The following is an 18376-nucleotide window of genomic DNA, read 5'->3' as shown; positions in this document are numbered from 1 at the left end:
GTCGCTCACCTTTCCATCGGGGTGGGGGTGTTGGTCCAAAGGGCCGGAGGCGTCTTCGGCGGTTCGTCGGGGAGCGGATCGGTCGCGCCGAGCTGGGTGGCCTCGGGGCCCCGGAGGGCGAAGCGCGTGATCAGGGTCCAGTTGGTCACGGCCAGCGCGAGGAAGACGGCGATGAACACGGCGCAGGACACGGCGAGCGCGGCCGTACTGACGTGGGACAGCGCGTCCTCGACCGTCAACTCGCCGTACACGAGCCAGGGTTGGCGCCCCACCTCGCGGACGATCCAGCCGCCCACGGAGGCGACGAAGGGGAACGGCACCGTCGCCACCAGCACCCACAGGGCGGGGCGCCAGCGCATCAGGCGGTTCCTCCAGAGCAGGACGACGGCGATGAGCGTGAGGGTGGACACGGTGTTGCCGATGATCGTCATGGCGTCCATCGAGATCCGCATCGTGTCCTGCCAGGGCACGTAGTCGCCGGGGCCGTACTCCTTGACGAGTCGTGCCTGTGCCTCGGCCACGCCGCTGCCCCGCAGGACCGCCTCCTTCATGGGCTGGGTCCGCTCGATCACGGGCCGCTGCATCTCGCCGACGACGACCACGAAGAAGGAGGCGGCCATGGAGACCCAGATCCCCCAGCGCATGGAGCCGCGGAACAGTTCGGTCTCCTTGGTGCCCCGCAGGAAGTGGTACGCGCTGACGCCGGCGACGAAGACGCCGCCCGTGGTGAGCGCGCCGAGCGAGACGTGGGCGAGCGCGACCAGGGCGCTGGAGTTGGTGAGCAGCGCCCCGAAGTCGGTCAAGTAGGCGACGCCGCCGCGGACTTCGTGGCCGACGGGGTGCTGCATGAAGCCGTTGGCGATCATGATCCAGTACCCGGAGGCGTACGCGGTCAGGGCGACCAGCCAGATGAGCGTGACGTGCACGCCCTTGCGCAGCCGGCCCCAGCCGAAGATCCACATGCCGAGGAAGGTGGACTCGGCGAAGAAGGCGATGAGGGTCTCCAGGGCCAGGGGTGCGCCGAAGACGTTGCCCGCGAACTTGCTCAGGCCGCTCCAGCTGAGCCCGAACTGGAACTCCATGACGAGGCCGGTGACGATGCCGACCGCGTAGTTGATGACGTAGAGCTGTCCCCAGAAGCGGGTCATGCGCTCCCGGACGGCTCTCCTGGCCGGATCGCGGGTGAAGGCGGCCCGGGTGTGCATGACGGCCACCAGGGGGACGAGCCCCATGGTGAGGATCACGAACAGCCAGTGGATGCCGGTCGTGGCCGCGAACTGGAGTCGGGCCAGCTCCGCAGCGCTCATGATGTGACCTTCCTGGGGCGGGTGGAGGGTGGAAGCCGGAAAGAAGTGGGGAGGCCCCCGCGTCGCGTGTACGGATGCCGGGCGCCGTTGCCCGTCACCCGTGCGGTGACCTCGATGACGACCGTAGGGAGAATCGCTTATGCATTCCAAGACCGGTTTCGCTATGTGAAGATGACTCGGATGACATAAGTGAAGGTGGACCGTGGATCTTCTGCAGTTGCGCTACTTCCAGGCAGTCGCCCGTTACGAGCACATGAGCCGCGCCGCGGAGGAGCTGTGCGTGGCCCAGCCCTCGCTCAGCCGCACCATCGCGCGCCTGGAGGCCGAGCTCGGCTCCCCGCTCTTCGACCGGCAGGGCCGCCGCATCCGGCTCAATCAGTACGGCGCGATCTTCCTGCGCCACGTCGACCGCGCGCTGAGCGAGCTGGACGACGGCCGCAGGGCCATCCGTGAGGCCCGTGACCTCGGACTCGGCCGGGTCAGCGTCGCCTCGGAGACGCTCCTGACGATCGCCCCGCTGCTCGGCAGCTTCCGCGCCGCGCACCCCCGCGCCGACGTACGGCTCTACCAGTCGACCGCGGACGAGATGGAGCGCCAACTGCGCGCCAGGGACGTCGACTTCTGTGTCGCATCGCAGCCCCTGAGCGGCGCCCACCTGGAGCAGATCGAGCTGGCCCGCGAGGAGGTGCTGCTCGCGGTTCCCTACGGGCACTGGCTGGACGGCCGGGAGAGCGTGACGATCCCCGAGATCGCCGACGAACCCTTCGTCACCACGCGCCTGGGCCACTGGCAACGCGCCCTTCTGGACCGGCTGTTCGCGGCCGAAGGGCTCACGCCGCTGGTGGCCTGCGAGGGCGACGAGCCGGGCGCCAGCCAGCACATGATCAGCGCGGACCTCGGCATCGGCCTCATCCCGGCGATCTCCCGCATGGTGGGCACGCACACGAGCGTCCCGGTGGCCTGGGTGCACCTGGACGCGCCCGACTGCCATCGGGTGCTCACCCTGGTGTGGAACCGCGACACACACCTGTCCGAAGCGGCCCTGAGATTCCGGGAGTTCGTCACCAGCAGGCCCTTCATGACGCACCACCTGCCCGACCCCCGCCGCGAGCGCGGACAGGAACAGCCCTAGCGATCAGCCCTGGCGTGCCGGGAACTCCTCTGGTACGTTCCCATGCGCCGCCGCACCTCGGGCCGAGGACGTCGCGTGTCCGAACGGCCCCCGGGCGACGGCGAGTCGGCAAGGGGTGTCGCGTCCCCCGCCGATCCCTTCCTCCCTTTTCTTCCCTTCACCCGCATCCGTGCCGCGGCGCGCCCTCGCGCCCCCGCCGGATGCCATCGAGGAGTTCCGGCATGCCCAAGATCACCTATGTCGCCGCCGACGGCACCGCGACGACGGTCGACGTCGCCCGCGGCACGAGCGTCATGCGCGGCGCAGTCTTCAACGACATCGACGGCATCGTCGCCCAGTGCGGCGGCAACGCCCAGTGCGCCACCTGCCACGTCTACGTCGACGAGGCGGCAGTCGACCGCCTTGAGCCCGCGCGGCCCGACGAGGACGACCTGCTCGACTTCACCGCGAGCCCGCGCAGGCCCACCAGCCGGCTCAGCTGCCAACTCGTGGTGACCGACGCCGTGGACGGCCTGACCGTCCACCTCCCCGAACGGCAGAACTGATGACCAACGGCGCACACCCCGCATCCGTCGTCGTCGTGGGCGCGGGACAGGCCGGTTACCAGACGGCGGCCTCCCTGCGCGAACGCGGCCACACGGGACGCATCACCCTCATCAGCGGCGAGGACACGCTCCCTTACGAGCGCCCTCCGCTGTCCAAGGCATACCTCAGGGGCGACGCGGACGAGGCGCTGCTGTGGCTGCGGCCCGCGACGTACTACGTACGCCAGTCGATCGAACTGGTCGAGGGCACCGTGACGGCGATCCACCCGGCCGCGCGCACGATCCGCCTCGCCGACGGAGCCCTCCGCGACTACGGCCATCTCGTCCTGGCCACCGGGGCCAGGCCGCGCACGCTCGCGGTGCCGGGCGCGGGGCTGCGCGGCGTGCACACCCTGCGCACCGCGCGGGACGCGGCCGCACTGCGGGCTTCGCTCGCCGCGGCCCGGCGCGCGGTGGTGGTCGGGGCCGGGTTCATCGGTCTCGAATTCGCCGCCGTGGCACGGGAGTCGGGCCGCGAGGTGACGGTCGTCGAAGCGTGCGAGCGACCGCTGGCCCGCGCCGTCTCGGCGCGGACCGCCGCGCACTTCGCGTGGCTGCACCGCAAGGAGGGCACTCAACTGCTGTTCGGCCAGGGCGTCGCCGCCCTGCACGGCGACCGGCGCGGAGCCGTGACGGCGGTGGAGCTCACCGACGGCCGACGGCTCCCGGCCGACCTGGTCCTGGTCGGCGTCGGTGTGGCGCCGCGCACGGAACTGGCCGCCGCGGCCGGGCTCCCGGTCGACGGCGGCGTCACCGTCGACTCCCGGCTGCTCACCGCCGATCCGCACATCTCGGCCATCGGGGACTGCGCGGCGTTCCCGCAGGTGCGCTCCGGCCGCCGGCTGCGCCTGGAGTCGGTGCAGAACGCCGTCGGCCACGCCCGCCTTGTCGCCGAGCGGCTGACCGGGGCGCGTCACGCCTACGGTGAACTGCCGTGGTTCTGGAGCGACCAGTTCTCGACGACCCTGCAGATCGCGGGGATCGACGAGGGCCACGACACCGAGCTGGTACTCGGCGAGGACCCCGGCGCGTTCTCGGTGCTCCTCTTCCGGGGCGGCGAGCTGCGGGCGGTCGAGTCGGTCAACCGTCCCGGCGATCACCTGGCGGCCCGTCAACTCCTCGCCATGGGTGCCGAGGTGAGCCCCGGCGATGTCGCGTCGCCGGGGTTCACGCTCAAGGGGCACCTGGCCGCCCGCGCGGAAGGGCTCAGTCGTCGACCGCGTCGAGCACCTTCCCCAGATCCACGAACTTGAAGTTGGTGGAGGGGCGTTCGCCGTCCCCGGGGGCGTCGTGGCCGTCCTGCACGACGAGCAGCCCGTTCGGGTACGCGGAGCCCAGCGGGGCGGCGAGCGCGGCGGCTCCGTCGCACTCCTCCGAGCCGTCGAGGGCGGCGGAGGCAGGTGTGACGCGGAAGCCGCCCTCGTACTCGTTGGTGTCGGACACCTCGCGGTCGTAGGCGGCGAAGGTGTTGTCGCCCTGGCTTGAGGCGAGCAGCAGCCCGTCGCCGTCCGGCTCGGTGACGAGCGTGAGGCCCTCGACGTCCGCCGAGAGGCGGGTGCCGCCGTAGCCCGGGTCGGCGCCCGCGGCGCACTCCTCGGTCTCCTCGTCGTAGGTGCCGGGGACGCCGTACTCACGGACCTTGTCGACGAGCCGCGGCGTCCCGGTCAGGTCGGCGCGCAGCCGCCAGATGCCGACGTCCTCCTGGCCCGCGTACAGCGTGCCGTTCGCCGGGTCGACCACCATGCCCTCGACCTGCGGGAGTTCACCCGGCTCGCCGCACGGGGACCACGAAGTGCCGTTCGGCAGGCGGAAGTCGGCGGGCAGGTCCAGGGTGCGGACCTTGCGGTAGCCGACCGTCCCGTCACTCTTGGGCAGGAGCTCCAGCAGGGCGATGCTGGTGCGCTCGCGGCGGCTGACCAGCGCGTACGAACGGCCGGTCGCCTTGTCGGTCCAGGTGGCGAGGCCGTATGCGGTGCGCTGCTCGTCGATCTCCTCCTGGGAGGAGGAGAAGACGGGCGGCGCGGCCGGGTCCGTGACGTCGGTGAGCGGGCCGCCGCGGCCGTCCGGCGCGATGCGGTAGAAGCGCAGCCGGTCGCCGCCCCGGTCGCTGGTCACCGCGAGGTCGGCCCGGCCGGACGGCGTCCGGAGCCCGTGGACGAGGTCGACGTTGTTGAAGCGGCCGGGCGCGTGGTCCGGGCCCGGCGCGGCGGGGGCCGGCACCGACTGCACCTCGCGGGCGCCCAGGTCGTACACGCGCAGGCCGCCCTGCTTGGCCGTGGCGATCACCAGACTCCGGTCCGGGTCCGCGGCGTTGCGCCAGATCGCCGGGTCGTCCGCGTCGGCGTCGCCGCCCGCCTCGTCGTCGTGCAGGGCGGGGGTCTCCGCCCGCGGGGGCACGGCGGGCGGCGCCGCGGCGTCGGCGGGGAACGGCACGGCGACGGCGAGCGCGGCCAGGGCCAGGGCGGGCGCGAGCACCGCCGGGCGGACGGTGCGGGACGTGAGCACGTGAGGACTCCTTCGGTGGGGAGGTCGTGAGTGTGGGAACGCGGTGAGGCATCGGGAGTGTGCGATCCACGTGTGACGACTTACCGAGAGGTAACGCGTCCTGGCCGTGAGCGGAAGGTGAACGGCCGGTGTGAGCCGGTGAGTTGGGCGGTGAGTCGGGCGGTGAGTGGGCCGAGGCTCAGCGGCAGGCCTCGGAGACGCCCGCGAGCCAGTCGCGCACGACGGCGCGCTGCTCCGGGGAGAACGCGGCCTCCAGCTCCGCCTCGCGGCGGTCGACGGCGACGCGGGCGTCGGCCAGGCGCGCAAGACCCGTCTCCGTCACGTGGATCCGGTGACTGCGCCGGTCCTTCGGGTTGGGGCGCCGCTCTATGAGGCCCTGCGACTCCAGGCCGCCGAGCATTTCAGCCGCGGCCTGCCGTGAGCTCGCCACCTCGCGGGCGACCTCCGCCGCGGACATCCCCGGCTGTGCCGCGGCCATCATCAGCGTCGCGTACTGCGAGGTCGACAGGCCGAACTCCTTGAGCTCCGCGGCGATCGCCGACCGCATGTTCAGCCAGACCCTGCGGACCATGAAGGTCAGGGAGCCGAGTTCCTCTCGGTGGCAGTCCAACGTCCGGCCTTCCTCGAAGGGAGATTGACAGGTTCTTGACGATCTCGCAGAATCCGACCGTCAGGTTCTTGACGATCCTACCGAAGGTCCCCATGACGACGCCTCAGCCGTTACCGACGCCGCGGCCCCTGCCGAAGTCCCGGCAGCAACTGGTCCTCGCCGTCCTCCTGTTGTCCACGCTGCTGATCTGGCTGGACAACACCGTCCTCACCACCGCCTTCGAGACCCTCGCCGACCCCGTCCGCGGCCTGGGCGCCGACCCCGCCCAGCTGCAGTGGGCCACCGGCTCCTACACCCTGGTCTTCGCCACCCTGATGTTCACCGCGGGCGCGCTGGGCGACCGGCTCGGTCACCGGACCGTACTCGCGAGCGGCATGGCGGTCTTCGGCGTCTCCTCGGTCTGGGCCGCGTACGCGGGTGACGCGGGCCAGCTCATCGCCGCGCGGGCCGTGATGGGCCTCGGCAGCGCGCTGATCATGCCCGCCGCGACGGCCGTCCTCATGTGGACCTTCAGCGGCCCCGCGCGGGCGACCGCGGTCGGCGTCTCCTCGGCGTCCGCCGGCGTCGGGATCGCGGCGGGCCCGCTGCTGTCCGGCCTGCTCCTCGAGCACTTCTGGTGGGGCTCGGTCTTCCTCGTCAACATCCCTGTCGTGGCCGTGGCGTTGACCGGCATCCTCATGCTCGTCCCGAACTTCCGCAGCCCCACACGGCGCCGCGCCGACCCGGCCGGACTGCTCCTCTCGATCAGCGGCCTCGCCTCCCTGGCGTACGGGCTGATCCGCGCGGGCCAGGTGGCCTCCTGGCGCCCGGTGGACGTGTGGGCGCCGATCGTCGCGGGAGCCGTGCTCCTCACCGCCTTCGTCCGCGTCGAACTGCGCGTCCGGCAGCCCAGCTTCGACCCCCGGCTGCTCGCCCGGCGCATGTTCGGCGGCGCCAACGCGGCGCTCGGCATGCTGCTGTTCGCCATGACCGCCGCCGGTTTCTACGGCGCCTTTTATCTGCAGGGCGCACGCGGCTTCTCACCGCTGGAGGCGGGGCTCGCCGTCGCCCCGACGGCGGTCGGCACCATCGTCGGGGCACCGCTCGGTGTCCGTCTGGTGCGCCGCTGGTCGCTGCGTCCCGTCACCGCGACGGCGCTGACCGCGGCGGCGCTCGCGATGGGGTGCTCCGCGCTCTTCGGACTGCGCACCCCGCTCGTCTGGAACGAGATCGTGTTCGCCGTCCAGGGCCTGTCGATCGGCATGGTGATCGGCCCGGTGACGGCGGCGCTCATGGACACCCTGCCGCTGGAGCGGGCCGGCGCCGGATCCGCCGTCACCAACACCGTGCGGCAGACCGGCAGTCTGCTCGGGATCGCGGTGGGCGGCACGGTCATGTCGATCGTGTACCGGCGCGCGATCGAGGGCTCGCTGCGCGATCTGCCCGCCCCGGTGCGGGAGCGGGCACGGGTCTCCGCGGAACAGGCGCGGCACGTCGCCACGACCACCGACCGGCCCGCCCTCGCGCGCGCGGCCGACGACGCCTTCATCCACGCCATGCACGTCGGCGCCGTCTGGACCATGCTGATCGCGCTCTGCGGCGCGGCCCTCCTGGTGCTCGCCCTGCGCCCGCAGGGCAAGCGTTCGGGTCCGGCTCCCGAACGCGCGGACGCCCAGGAGCCGGTCGCGCTGTGAGCCGGTCACGCGGTGAGTCAGCCGCTCTGTGAGCCGACCGCTCCGTGAGCCAGCAGCTCCGTGAGCCGACCGCTCCGTGCGTCAGTCGCCCTGTGACCCCGCACGCGCGCGCCGCGGGGCCAGGGCCTTGTCCGCGGCCTCCAGGATGTTGCCGAAGGTGCGGGTGATGATCGGCCGCGCGACGCGCCGGGTGAGGAAGGGACCGACCAGCGGGACGGGGATCTCCGCGCGGGTGGTCCAACGCACCCGGGTGCCGCCCTCGACCTCCGTGAACGTCATGCGGCCCACCTCGTGCCGCGACGGCGGCAGGCTGCGGTCGACGACGTACTCGGTGGCGAACGGCGGGTCGTAGACGGTGATGCGCTCCCGGAACCAGCCGATCAGCCACAGGTGGTTGCGCACCGCCCCGACGCCGTAGGGCGCGCCCTCGCCGCGACGGGCCAGCCGGCAGCGGACCACCAGCGGCGAGCTCGTGTAGTTCGTGGTCGTGGTGAGCCAGGCGAACACCGCGTCGATCGGGGCGTCGACGGTGCGCTCGACGGTCATGGTTTCCATGGCTGGTGATCTCCTCGGTCGAGTGGACGCACCGCGTCGGCGCGGTGCAGCTTGTCCGGGTTGCGCATGACGTAGAGGCGGGTGATCCGTCCGTCGTCGATCTCGAAGGCGAGCAGCCAGTCGAGCTCTCCGTCGGTGAGGCAGCGCGCCGCGGGCATGCCGTTGTAGGTGGCGTGCTCGACGCTGGTCCTCGCGGTGAGGCTGGTGCGGGCCACGCCGAGCAGGAACTTGACGACGTCGTCGCGGCCGGTGATCGGGCGGCGGGCCGCGGACCGCTTCCCCCCGCCGTCGGAGATCTGCACCACGTCGGGCGCCATGAGGTCCATCAGCGCCTGGACCTCACCGGTCGTCGTCGCCCGCAGGAACCGCTCGACGACCTCACGGGCGGCCCCGGAGTCGGGCTCGAAGCGGCGGCGCCGCGCGTGCACGTGCCGGCGCGCGCGGTGCGCGATCTGCCGGACGGTGGCCTCGGCCTTGCCGACCGAGGCGGCGATCTCGCCGTGGGTGTAGCCGAACACGTCGTGCAGCACGAACACCGCGCGCTCGGTCGGGTTCAGCGTCTCCAGGACCAGCATCATCGCCATCGACACCGACTCGGCGAGGATCGCGTCCTCGCTCACCTCGGGGGCGGTGCGGATGGGCTCGGGCAGCCACGTGCCGACGTACTCCTCGCGCCGCGCCCTGACCGCCCGCAGATGGTTGAGCGACTGGCGCGTCACCAGTCGGACCAGATAGGCGCGCGGATGCTCGACCGTGGCGCGGTCGACCGCGCTCCACCGCAGATAGCTCTCCTGCAGCACGTCCTCGGCGTCGGCGGCGCTGCCCAGCATCTCGTACGCGATGGTGAACAGCAGCGGACGGTGCTCGGTGAAGGCGTCCTCGGCGTCAGCGGCCACGGCACACCCCCACCACACGCACGCGTCGGCACTTCGGCATCACACCCGGCTCCTCTCGTCGGCCCCGCGGCCACCCATCGAGACACGTCGCACGGGCCGAGCGTGACACTTCGCCCTTGTGATTCAGTTCACAGCGTGCAGGGCGCGGGGCCTGCGGGGTGCCGTGCCCGTGCTCGTCAGCGTGGCGGTCCGCACCAGTTGCGCATACGTGCGGCGCAGCGCGACCAGGGATTCCTGGGCCTCGCGGTAGGCGTCCGCGTCGGGGCCGCGGCGATGGGTGAGGGTGCGGACGCCCGCGCTGTGGCGGTCCAGGGCGGAGAGCCAGGCGCGGTGCTGGTCGGGCAGGTGGCGGCGCAGCTGGTGGCGGCTGCCCCCGCCCATGCGGCCGCCCATGCCGAGTACCGCGTCGGCGGTCAGCAGCACCGGCGGTTCGAGCGCCCCCTGCCCGGCGAGCGCCGTGAGCACCGCGCACTGCTGCCCGTTCGCCGGAGCCGGTCCCATATTCCGCTCCTCCAGCTGGAGTTGTCCGCGCAGGGCGTGCTGGACGCGGGTCAGCCTGGCGAGCGCGACGGCCACGGCGCCGTCACCGGGGGAGCGGCCCGCGAGGGTGTGCGCGAGCCGGAACATCCAGATGCCGTGGGCCTCCAGCCGCACCCCGGCCAGCATGAGCCGGTCGAGCCGGGACAGCGGCTGGTCCTCCGGTGCCCAGCGCACGATGGGTACGAGGCGCTCGGTGCGGGCCAGTTGGTCCACCGGCACGGTCCTGCCCGGCTTGCGCGACGGCGCCCAGTTCAGCAGCGACAGCGTGGGCAGCGCCACGAACTGCTGGTGGTCGCCGCGGTGTGCGAGCGCCGCCCAGAGCGCCAGGAACTCCTCGTGCGCCCCCCGGCGCGACACGGGCGCCAGCGGGTCCAGATCGGTCCAGCCGCACGCCGCCACGACGACCGCCACCCGCATCGCCGCCGCCCTGGCCCGGTGCTGCGGCAGCCGCGCGACGCGCCGCCGCAGCACCGTCAACTCGCCGCAGCGGGCCGCCTTCTCGACCAGGAAGCGAGCCTCCTCCCTGGACGGTGCGGCAGCGGCGGCCGCGGCCAGCGCGTCCAGATCCGTCCAGGCCCCGGAGAGATGGGGCGCGGGCAGACGTCGCGGCAGGAAACCGTGCGTACGCGGGTCGTGGGACGGGGCCATGAGGGCAGCCTTTCTGCGAGCCTTCTGCGAGTGCGGGCCGGGGGAGCGGGGTCAGCTCACGCGGCCGTACAGATTGGGGTGGTAGGCGGCGAAGGACGAGACGCGCACCGACGTGCCCGGGCGCGGGGCCTCCAGGTACCGCCCGTCCCCGAGGTAGATCGCCACGTGGTGGACGCCGGACGCCGAGCCGTTGGACGACCAGAACACCAGGTCGCCGGGGCGCAGTTCGGCGCGCGAGATCTGTTTCGACGCGCGGCAGATCGATGCCCATGTGCCGGTAGGCCTGCTGGACGAGGCCCGAGCAGTCGAACCCGTGAGGGCCGGTGCCGCCCCAGATGTAGGGCTTGCCGAGCTGGCCCTTGGCCCACTGGACGGCGCTCGGGGCATTGCCCGGAGAAGGAGAGTCCTGGGCCGTGCCCGTGCCCGTGCCTGTACCCGTGCCCGTGCTGGTGCCTGAGGTGCTGCGGGTGGTAGCGCTCGCCCTCGGGCCGTCTGCGCCCGATGTCCCGGTGAGGGCTTCGTAGCGGTCCTTGTGGCTGGTCCAGCGCCACCATCCCGTGGCGTCCTTGTACCAGTACTTGGAGCCGTCCCAGCCCGCGCGGCTCGGCGCCGGTTCCGCGCTCGCGGTACCCGCCCCGACGCCGAGCAGCGCGGCCGCGCCGATGGCCGTGACGACCGTGCCGCGCACGGCGCGCCGCGGGGGCCGGGGGGCCGCGTGCCGCCCGGCGCAGCGCCGCCCCGCGCCGGGCCGTGTCGCGCCGTGCCGCGCCGCTCCGCGTCGTTCGGTGGTGAACTCCGGTGTCCGCACTGTGTCTCCTGCCTTTCCTGCGAGCTCTTCCGCGAGATGGGCGACTGCCGGGAACCGGCAACTACCGGCGCGAAAACCGGTGTTGACGGCGCGGCAGATGATCTTCCGTACGTCTCGATCGTCACAGGCCGATGCGTCCGGCCTCGTAGGCGAAAGTCCATAAAGGCGGGGACTTTCGCCCTCTGGCCGCGGCCCGGTTCACCGGTCGGCCCGCAGCCCCGCGAGGACCGGACGGTGGTCGCTGCCGAGGTCGGGGAGCACGGCGGCACCGGTCGGTGCGAGCCCGCGGACCAGGACGTGGTCGATGCGGACGAGGGGGAACGCGGCGGGCCAGGTGAAGCCGAGGCCCCGCCCCGCCCGGTCGTCCGCGGACCGCAGCCCCCGCGTCAGCGGCGCCAGGGCCCGGTCGCGCAGGCTGCCGTTGAGGTCCCCGAGCAGCACCACGTGCGGGGTCCGGTCCCTCGCGACGCGCTCGGCGAGGCGCGCCGCGCTCGCGTCCCGCTGCCGGACGGCGAAGCCCTTGGTGACGCCGACGCGCACGGACGGCAGGCGCACCGCGTACACCGCCGTGTCGCCGACGGGCGTGCGGGCCACGGCTCTGATCGCGTGCGGCCAGGCGCCGCCCAGGTCGAGGCGTTCGACCCCGCGCAGCGGATAGCGGGACCACAGGCCGAGCGTGTCGCCCGTCGCCCGGTGCGGGTAGGCGGCGCGCAGCTCCTGTTCGTACGTACGCATGGCGGGCCGTGGCACCTTCTCCAGGGCCACGACGTCGGCGCCGGTGGCCCGTACCTCGCGGGCGACGTCCTGCGGAGTGGTGCGGTCGCCGCCGACGTTGAGGGTCAGGACCTGGAGGTCGGAGCGGCCGGGGGCGCGTTCGGCGACGATGCCGGGGCCGAACACGGCGGCCCACGCGACGGCGGGGACCAGCACGGCCGCCGCCCCCCTGAGGGAGCGGCGGACGGTCGCCCACACCAGCAGCAGCGGGATGCCGAGGCCGCACCACGGCAGCGCGGTCTCGGCCAGGCTGCCCAGGTGGCCCGGCGTGTTCGGCAGCAGGCCGGGGAAGACGAGCAGCGCGGCGAGGAGGAGCGCCAGGACGGCGATGCGCATCGTCAGACCGGTCCGTTCCACAGATCGCCGCCGGGGCGCCGCCAGGAGGACCCCCAGCCGGCGCAGGCGAACCCGACGGCCGCCACCGAGGCCGCGAACAGCGCGGCGCAGAGGAAGGGGACGCTCATCGTTCGCTCCCCGCGCCGCGGTCCTCGCGCGGCAGCAGCAGGACACCGTCGCGGGCGTCGTACTCGAACAGCTCGGCGTAACGGCCCCAGGTGATCGCGGTGCCCAGCTGCTGCCGTGAGCCGTGCTCCGAGCAGCTCGCGCGCAGCCGGTCCGTCACGTACTGCTCCCGCAGCCGTCCGCCGTCGGACGCCATGAGGAGCGTGCGGATCGTGGCGATGAGGGGGACGTTGGCGAGCACGGCGCCGGCGAAGAGGTGCTTGCGGGTCAGGATGTCGGCCAGCGCGAAGCCGCGCCCGGCGCTCGTCAGGCGGAGCCTGCCGGTCTCCACCCGGGCGTAGCCGAGCATCTCGGCCGCCTCCACGAGCGGCATCAGGTCGTCGACCTCGTAGGACAACGCGTCGGAGATGACGGCCAGTTCGACGGTGCCGCCGCGCTCGTCGAGCTCTTCCAGGAGCCCGGTGAGCTGCTCCACGTCAGCCTGCGGCAGGGGCGCCGCCGCCCGCAGCGGGTCGTGCGTGCCGACGGTGGGCGGCAGTTCGGCGCGCTCGCCGGTCAACGACTCGTAGGCGTCCTCGATCAGGGCCTCGAAGCCGCGCGTGTGGCGGTTGCGGGGCCGCGGCAGATCGACGCGCAGCTCGACCTGGATGGTGCCGGGGTCGGTGCCGAGGACGAGGATGCGGTCGGCGAGCTGGACGGCCTCCTCGATGGAGTGGGTGACCAGGAGGGCGGTACGGGTGGGGCTCTCGGGGTGGGTGAGCAGTTCGAGGAGTTCGTTGCGCAGGGTCTGCGCGGTCAGCACGTCCAGCGCGGAGAACGGCTCGTCCATCAGGAGCACGTCCGGCTCCACGACCAGGGCGCGGGCGAAACCGACGCGCTGGCGCATGCCGCCGGAGAGCTCCTTCGGGTACGCGTTCTCGAAGCCGTCGAGGCCCACCATGTCGATGGCCGCAACGGCCCGCTCCCGGCGTGCGACCGGCTCCACGCCCCGTGCCTGCAGGCCGAGTTCGACGTTCTGCTGCACCGTGAGCCACGGCATCAGGGCGAAGGACTGGAAGAGCATGGCCGTGCCCGGGTTGGGTCCCTCCACCGGGCGGCCGCGGTAGTGCACGGTGCCGCTGGACGGGGCGAGGAGCCCGGCGATGTGCCGCAGCAGCGTCGACTTGCCGGAGCCCGAGCGGCCGAGGAGCGCGACGATCTCGCCCTCGCGCAGGGTGAAGTTGATGTCGTCGAGGACGGGCAGCCTGTCGCCGCCGGGCGCGGTGAAGTGCTTGTGCAGACCGCTCACGGCGATGACGGAGGTCTCTGTGCGCACGGGGACGTGGTGGACGGGGATGTTGTTCCTGGCGCGGGCCCTGTTGTTCCTGGCACGGGCTCCGTTGTTCTTGGCGATGTCGTTCTTCATGGGATCGCTCCTGTGCGACGGGAGGAGGGGGAAGGGGATCGGGGCGCGGCGGTTCACAGCGCGCAGCGCCGCTGGGCGAAGCGGTACAGACGGCGCCAGAGCAGCCGGTTGATGATCACGACGTAGACGCTCATCAGGACCGCGCCGAGGAAGTTGCGCGCGAAGTCACCCGAGTCGGTGGCCTGCGTGATGTACGCGCCGATGCCGACGGCGGTCAGCGTCGTCGTGCCGTAGCTGACGAGCTCGCCGGGGATGGAGGCGTTCCAGGCTCCGCCGGACGCCGCGAGGGCGCCGGTCGTGTACGAGGGGAAGACGGCCGGCAGGATCAGCTTCTTCCAGCGCAGCCAGCCCCGCAGGCCCAGGTCGTCGGCGGCCTCGCGCAGATCGCCGGGGATGGAGCTGGCGCCGGCGATGACGTTGAAGAGGACGTACCACTGGGCGCCGAGCGCCATCAGGGCGATCGCGCCCCAGTTCAGCGAGATGCCGGAGGCGCCGAGCACCACGACGGCGAGGGGGAAGAGGAAGTTGGACGGAAAGGAGGCAAGGACCTGCACGATCGGCTGGGCGATCCGGTTCACCTTGGGGTTCATGCCGATCCATGCGCCGATCGGCACCCACACCAGGGTGGAGAACACCACGAGGACCATGACGCGGCCGTACGTGACGAGCGCGAGCCAGGCCGCGTGGCCGATCTCGCCCACGGGCACGTGGGCCAGGATGTACGAGCAGGCCTGCCAGAGGATCGCCGCGACCGCCGCCGTGTACAGGGCGTGGAAGACGAGGTCGGCGCGCCTGCGCCGGACCGGGTCGTGGCGCAGCCGCCCCGGGCTCGTGCCGAGCACGCGCATGGCGCGGTCCAGGCGCTCACCGGCCGGGCGCAGCATCCGGCCGAGCAGCGCGGGCACCGTGGAGCGGCGAAGCAGGTCCAGGAACCAGCTGCGGGGCTGCTCGGCGATCTCGCAGTCCTCGGTGCGGAACCGCTCGGCCCAGGCCGTGATCGGCCGCCAGAAGAAGAAGTTGACGGAGACGACCATCGCGATCATGACGACGACGGCCAGCGCGACCCGCGGGCCCTCGCCGTTGTCGAGGGCCCGCGCCACGTACGAGCCCACGCCCGGCAGGCCGTTGTCCCGGCCGTGCACGCTGATCGTCTCGGAGGCGGAGAGCGCGAACCACGCCGCGCCGAAGCTGATCATGCCGTTCCAGACCTGGGCGATCATGCCGCTGGGCACGTCCACCTTCCAGAACCGCTGCCAGCGGGTGAGGCGCATCAGCCGGGCCGCCTCGTCGAGGTCCTTGGACTGGGTGATGAGCGACTGGTAGAAGGCCATCGTCATGTTCCACACCAGCGCGGTGAACACGGCGAAGACCGAGGCGAGTTCGAGGCCGAGCGTGGAGCCGGGGAACATCGCGATGAAGCCGGTGACGGTGATGCTCAGGAAGGTCAGGACCGGCACCGACTGCAGGATGTCGATGGCCGGCACGATCACCTTGGCCGCGCGCCGCGAGCGGGCGGCCCAGGTGCCGAAGACGAAGGTGAAGATCACGGCGGGCACGAGGCCCGCGAACATCCGGAACAGGGAGCGCGCCGCGTAGTAGGGCAGCTCGGCGGGGTCGGTGGAGACGACCGGCGGCCGATCGGCGTCGAAGGGCTGGTCGGCCGAGGCGCCGACCCGGGCGGCGAGGTAGAAGACCGCGACGACGCCGAGCAGGACGAGTACGTCGACGGGGCGCATGCGGGCGACGCGCACGGCGCCGCGGGAGGGAAACTGACGGAGTTTCGACATGGGGGAACCCGGAAGGTCTGCGGGCACGACGGCACGGCGCGGCGAGGCCGCGCGGGAAGGGCCCGGGGGACGGGTGGTGAGGGCACGACACGTCGGGGCGCGGCAGGGGCCGGGCCACGGCGCACGTCAGGCGGCGGACCGCCGCGGCTGTCCTGCGGGAACGGCACACAGGGGACAGCGGGACGCGCGACTGGGAGGGTCGCCGTAGAGCACAACGACCACCTCCTCACATCCTCGGGCAGCGCGTTCTCGCGCCGCCCCACCACCATGCGGCCGGGCCTCTGAAGGCAACCTGAGCGATCTGAGCCCGCCTTCAGCTTCGGCCTGCGGGCGCGGTCACCTCGGGGTTCAGCTTCCTCAGGGAGCGCTCAGGAAGAGCACCGTAGGGTGGGCAGTCCGCGTCGCATTTACGAGATATGTGATATTTGAGCCGTGAAGATCCTGGTCATCGAAGACGAGCACGCACTCGCCGACACCCTCCGCAGGGCCATCTCGTCGGACGGCCACTGGGTGGATGTCGCCCACGACGGGCACACGGGCCTCGAAATGGCGCTGACCGGCGGATACGACGTGATCGTGCTGGACCTGATGCTGCCGGGGCTCAGCGGCCTTGAGGTCTGCCGACGCCTGCGGACCCTGGACAAGCACGCCCTCGTCCTCATCCTGACGGCCAAGGACAGCGAGTACGACGAGGCCGACGGGCTCGACGCGGGCGCGGACGACTATCTGACCAAGCCCTTCTCGCTCGTCGTCCTGCTCGCCCGGCTGCGCGCCCTGGGCCGCAGGGCCGGGCGTGAGCGGCCCTCGACCCTGCAGGTCGGCGACCTGACGCTCGACGTCGTGGCCCGGCTGTGCAAGCGCGGCGAGCAGACCGTGGAGCTGACCGCGCGGGAGGTCGAGGTGCTCGGCTGCCTGCTGGCGGCGGACGGCGGCACGGTCTCCAAGCAGGACATCCTCGACGAGGTCTGGGACTCACCGGCCGACCTCGACCCCAACATCGTCGAGGTCTACATCAGCTCCCTGCGCAAGAAGGTCGACGCCCCCTTCGGCCGCAACACCATCCGCACCATGCGAGGCATCGGCTACCGGCTGGCCCCCGATGCGCCCTGACGAACCCCCCGCTTCCGGGGAGGCCCCCGGCAGTCGCCGTGCCCGGCTCGTGCGCCGGCTCCGGCCCCGGCTGCCCCGCACCCTGCGGGCCAGGGCCACCGCCGCGGCTGTGCTGATCATGGTCGCCGCCCTCTCCATCGGAGGCGGCTGGCTCTACGTCACGTTGCGCGGCAACCTGATGGAGAACGCCGCGGCCCGCACCGAACTCGCCGCCCGCCAGGCCGTCGCGGACATCGCCGCCGACCCCGGCCGTCTGCCGCGCGACCTCCCGGAGCCCGACGGCGGCGTCGACGCCCTGCTCGTCCTGGACGGGCAGGGCCGGGCGCTGGCCAGTACCGCGCCCGACCCCGCCGCGCGCGCCAAGGCCCTCGCGGGCTTCCGGCCCGGGCCCGGCGACGACTCGGCGGTACGGGACTTCGCCGCCGCCCCCGCCCTGGCCAGCCACACCAGCGTCGTCGCCGTCGTCCGCACGCCGTCGCCGCAGGGCGAGCGCTACGTCTACGCGCTGACCGTCCTCGACGCCGTGTCCGACGCCGAACGGGCGCTCGGCGTCACCGTCCTGGTCGGCGGCCCGCTGGTCGTCCTGCTCACGGGCCTCATCGCCTGGTCCGTGACGGGCGCCGCGCTGCGCCCGGTGGAGGCCATCCGCAAGGAGCTGGCCGCCGTCACCGCCGACCGGCTCAGCCGCAGAGTGCCCGCGCCGGGCGGCCAGGACGAGATCACCAGCCTCGCCCGCACCGTCAACGACACCTTGGAGCGCCTGGAGCGCTCGGTGTCCCGGCAGCGGGAGTTCGTCGCCGACGCCTCGCACGAACTGCGCAACCCCATCGCGGCGACGCGCGCCGAGCTGGAACTGGCGCTCCTGAAGCAACCCGCCCCCGAAACGGCGGCCTCCCTGGAGCAGGCGCTCGACAGCACGGTACGGCTGGAGCGGATCGCCGCCGACCTGCTGCTCCTCGCCCGCCTCGACGCGCGACAGCCCCCGACCGTGCAGCTCGTCGACCTGTCCCTGCTGGCGGCCGAGAAGCTCGCCCGCCGCCGCTCCGCGCGCGTACCGCTGCTCCTGGAAGCGGAGGACCCCGTACTGGTACGGGCGGACCCGAGCCAGCTGGAGCGCCTGCTCGCCAACCTCCTGGACAACGCCCAGCGCTTCGCGGACTCCGAGGTGCGCGTCACGGCCACGACCGACCCGGCGACCGGCACGGCGTCGCTGGAGGTGTCGGACGACGGCCCCGGCATCCCCCCGGAGGCACGGGAGAAGATCTTCGACCGCTTCACCCGCCTCGAAGCCGACCGCAACCGCACCAGCGGCGGCACGGGCCTTGGTCTGGCCATCGCGCGGGAGATCGCCCAGGCCCACGGGGGAACCCTGCGGGTGGCACCGAGCACGCGTGGCGCGCGCTTCGTCCTGCGCCTGCCGGGGGCGAACGCGTGACGGCCGGCGCTGCCCGTCCCGGAGCGAACTCCTGACGACCGGCGGCCGCTTCCCCCGCCCCCTTTCCTGAAGATCCCTTCCGGCTCCTCAGGAAGCGCTCAGGAAAGGGCGTTCAGGATCGTCCCCATGCCTCAGCACCGCGCCG

16 protein-coding genes and 1 pseudogene are annotated in these 18376 nt (G+C 72.8%); 6 read left to right on the top strand and 11 right to left on the bottom strand.

Annotated features, from left to right (window positions below; all coding sequences use genetic code 11):
- Positions 1 to 5 precede the first annotated feature (5 nt).
- Entirely contained in the window at positions 6 to 1307 is a 1302-nt protein-coding gene (locus tag ACZ4D5_RS23920) for a cytochrome ubiquinol oxidase subunit I (RefSeq protein WP_467774421.1), read from the bottom strand.
- Between the two features lie 202 nt (positions 1308 to 1509).
- Between ACZ4D5_RS23920 and ACZ4D5_RS23915 the strand changes: the two genes are divergently transcribed.
- From ACZ4D5_RS23915 to ACZ4D5_RS23905, 3 genes are all read left to right on the top strand, one after another.
- Entirely contained in the window at positions 1510 to 2439 is a 930-nt protein-coding gene (locus ACZ4D5_RS23915; RefSeq protein WP_467774420.1) for a LysR family transcriptional regulator, read from the top strand.
- 221 nt (positions 2440 to 2660) lie between these two features.
- A complete protein-coding gene (locus ACZ4D5_RS23910) occupies positions 2661 to 2984 on the top strand; it encodes a 2Fe-2S iron-sulfur cluster-binding protein (protein WP_467774419.1) in 324 nt (107 codons plus the stop codon).
- Complete coding sequence (locus tag ACZ4D5_RS23905) at positions 2984 to 4276, top strand: NAD(P)/FAD-dependent oxidoreductase (RefSeq protein ID WP_467774418.1); 1293 nt, start codon at positions 2984 to 2986, stop codon at positions 4274 to 4276. Before ACZ4D5_RS23910 ends, ACZ4D5_RS23905 begins: the two co-directional genes overlap by 1 nt.
- Here ACZ4D5_RS23905 and ACZ4D5_RS23900 read toward each other — a convergent pair.
- Both ACZ4D5_RS23900 and ACZ4D5_RS23895 read right to left on the bottom strand, forming a co-directional pair.
- Positions 4230 to 5528, bottom strand: a complete 1299-nt coding sequence (locus tag ACZ4D5_RS23900) for a phytase (RefSeq protein ID WP_467774417.1) — start codon at positions 5526 to 5528, stop codon at positions 4230 to 4232. The genes ACZ4D5_RS23905 and ACZ4D5_RS23900 overlap by 47 nt on opposite strands.
- Before the next feature lie 178 nt (positions 5529 to 5706).
- Positions 5707 to 6138: a MarR family winged helix-turn-helix transcriptional regulator gene (locus tag ACZ4D5_RS23895; protein ID WP_467774416.1), complete on the bottom strand. Its 432-nt coding sequence runs from the start codon at positions 6136 to 6138 to the stop codon at positions 5707 to 5709.
- A 92-nt stretch (positions 6139 to 6230) separates the two neighbouring features.
- Between ACZ4D5_RS23895 and ACZ4D5_RS23890 the strand changes: the two genes are divergently transcribed.
- Positions 6231 to 7811 (top strand): MFS transporter, encoded by a 1581-nt coding sequence (locus ACZ4D5_RS23890; RefSeq protein WP_467774415.1) that lies wholly within the window; start codon positions 6231 to 6233, stop codon positions 7809 to 7811.
- A gap of 81 nt (positions 7812 to 7892) precedes the next feature.
- Here the strand turns inward: ACZ4D5_RS23890 and ACZ4D5_RS23885 are convergent, their stop codons facing one another.
- From ACZ4D5_RS23885 to ACZ4D5_RS23850, 8 genes and pseudogenes are all read right to left on the bottom strand, one after another.
- Positions 7893 to 8366, bottom strand: coding sequence for an SRPBCC family protein (locus ACZ4D5_RS23885; RefSeq protein WP_467774414.1), 474 nt, complete (start codon positions 8364 to 8366; stop codon positions 7893 to 7895).
- Positions 8354 to 9196 (bottom strand): RNA polymerase sigma factor SigJ, encoded by an 843-nt coding sequence (sigJ, locus tag ACZ4D5_RS23880; RefSeq protein ID WP_467774484.1) that lies wholly within the window; start codon positions 9194 to 9196, stop codon positions 8354 to 8356. The genes ACZ4D5_RS23885 and sigJ overlap by 13 nt, the downstream gene beginning before the upstream one ends.
- 189 nt (positions 9197 to 9385) lie before the next feature.
- Complete coding sequence (locus tag ACZ4D5_RS23875) at positions 9386 to 10450, bottom strand: hypothetical protein (RefSeq protein WP_467774413.1); 1065 nt, start codon at positions 10448 to 10450, stop codon at positions 9386 to 9388.
- A gap of 51 nt (positions 10451 to 10501) precedes the next feature.
- Positions 10502 to 11138: pseudogene (locus tag ACZ4D5_RS23870) on the bottom strand (C40 family peptidase).
- Between the two features lie 318 nt (positions 11139 to 11456).
- Positions 11457 to 12368: an endonuclease/exonuclease/phosphatase family protein gene (locus ACZ4D5_RS23865; RefSeq protein ID WP_467774412.1), complete on the bottom strand. Its 912-nt coding sequence runs from the start codon at positions 12366 to 12368 to the stop codon at positions 11457 to 11459.
- Between the two features lie 2 nt (positions 12369 to 12370).
- Positions 12371 to 12496 (bottom strand): hypothetical protein, encoded by a 126-nt coding sequence (locus ACZ4D5_RS23860; RefSeq protein WP_467774411.1) that lies wholly within the window; start codon positions 12494 to 12496, stop codon positions 12371 to 12373.
- The gene (locus ACZ4D5_RS23855) at positions 12493 to 13899 is read right to left on the bottom strand and encodes an ABC transporter ATP-binding protein (protein WP_467774410.1); all 1407 of its coding nucleotides are present in this window, start codon (positions 13897 to 13899) and stop codon (positions 12493 to 12495) included. The genes ACZ4D5_RS23860 and ACZ4D5_RS23855 overlap by 4 nt, the downstream gene beginning before the upstream one ends.
- A gap of 53 nt (positions 13900 to 13952) precedes the next feature.
- A complete protein-coding gene (locus ACZ4D5_RS23850; RefSeq protein WP_467774409.1) occupies positions 13953 to 15686 on the bottom strand; it encodes an ABC transporter permease in 1734 nt (577 codons plus the stop codon).
- Positions 15687 to 16118: 432 nt separating this feature from the next.
- Here ACZ4D5_RS23850 and ACZ4D5_RS23845 point away from each other — a divergent pair, with 432 nt between their 5' ends.
- Complete coding sequence (locus ACZ4D5_RS23845) at positions 16119 to 16796, top strand: response regulator transcription factor (RefSeq protein ID WP_467774408.1); 678 nt, start codon at positions 16119 to 16121, stop codon at positions 16794 to 16796.
- A gap of 49 nt (positions 16797 to 16845) precedes the next feature.
- Positions 16846 to 18231, top strand: coding sequence for a sensor histidine kinase (locus ACZ4D5_RS23840; protein WP_467774407.1), 1386 nt, complete (start codon positions 16846 to 16848; stop codon positions 18229 to 18231).
- The last annotated feature ends 145 nt before the right edge of the window (positions 18232 to 18376 follow it).

The sequence above is a fragment of the Streptomyces sp. NPDC025651 genome (assembly GCF_055558735.1).
The sequence above is the reverse complement of the archived record's forward strand: the minus strand, read 5'-3'. Positions and strand labels throughout refer to the sequence as shown.

What these genes read in the sequence shown, in the direction of transcription:
- ACZ4D5_RS23920 (WP_467774421.1), bottom strand. Translation starts at nt 1,307, where the DNA reads ATGAGCGCTGCGGAGCTGGCCCGACTCCAGTTCGCGGCCACGACCGGC.
- ACZ4D5_RS23910 (WP_467774419.1), top strand. Translation starts at nt 2,661, where the DNA reads ATGCCCAAGATCACCTATGTCGCCGCCGACGGCACCGCGACGACGGTC.
- ACZ4D5_RS23905 (WP_467774418.1), top strand. Translation starts at nt 2,984, where the DNA reads ATGACCAACGGCGCACACCCCGCATCCGTCGTCGTCGTGGGCGCGGGA.
- ACZ4D5_RS23890 (WP_467774415.1), top strand. Translation starts at nt 6,231, where the DNA reads ATGACGACGCCTCAGCCGTTACCGACGCCGCGGCCCCTGCCGAAGTCC.
- ACZ4D5_RS23885 (WP_467774414.1), bottom strand. Translation starts at nt 8,366, where the DNA reads ATGGAAACCATGACCGTCGAGCGCACCGTCGACGCCCCGATCGACGCG.
- sigJ (WP_467774484.1), bottom strand. Translation starts at nt 9,196, where the DNA reads ATGCTGGGCAGCGCCGCCGACGCCGAGGACGTGCTGCAGGAGAGCTAT.
- ACZ4D5_RS23875 (WP_467774413.1), bottom strand. Translation starts at nt 10,450, where the DNA reads ATGGCCCCGTCCCACGACCCGCGTACGCACGGTTTCCTGCCGCGACGT.
- ACZ4D5_RS23865 (WP_467774412.1), bottom strand. Translation starts at nt 12,368, where the DNA reads ATGCGCATCGCCGTCCTGGCGCTCCTCCTCGCCGCGCTGCTCGTCTTC.
- ACZ4D5_RS23860 (WP_467774411.1), bottom strand. Translation starts at nt 12,496, where the DNA reads ATGAGCGTCCCCTTCCTCTGCGCCGCGCTGTTCGCGGCCTCGGTGGCG.
- ACZ4D5_RS23855 (WP_467774410.1), bottom strand. Translation starts at nt 13,899, where the DNA reads ATGAAGAACGACATCGCCAAGAACAACGGAGCCCGTGCCAGGAACAAC.
- ACZ4D5_RS23850 (WP_467774409.1), bottom strand. Translation starts at nt 15,686, where the DNA reads ATGTCGAAACTCCGTCAGTTTCCCTCCCGCGGCGCCGTGCGCGTCGCC.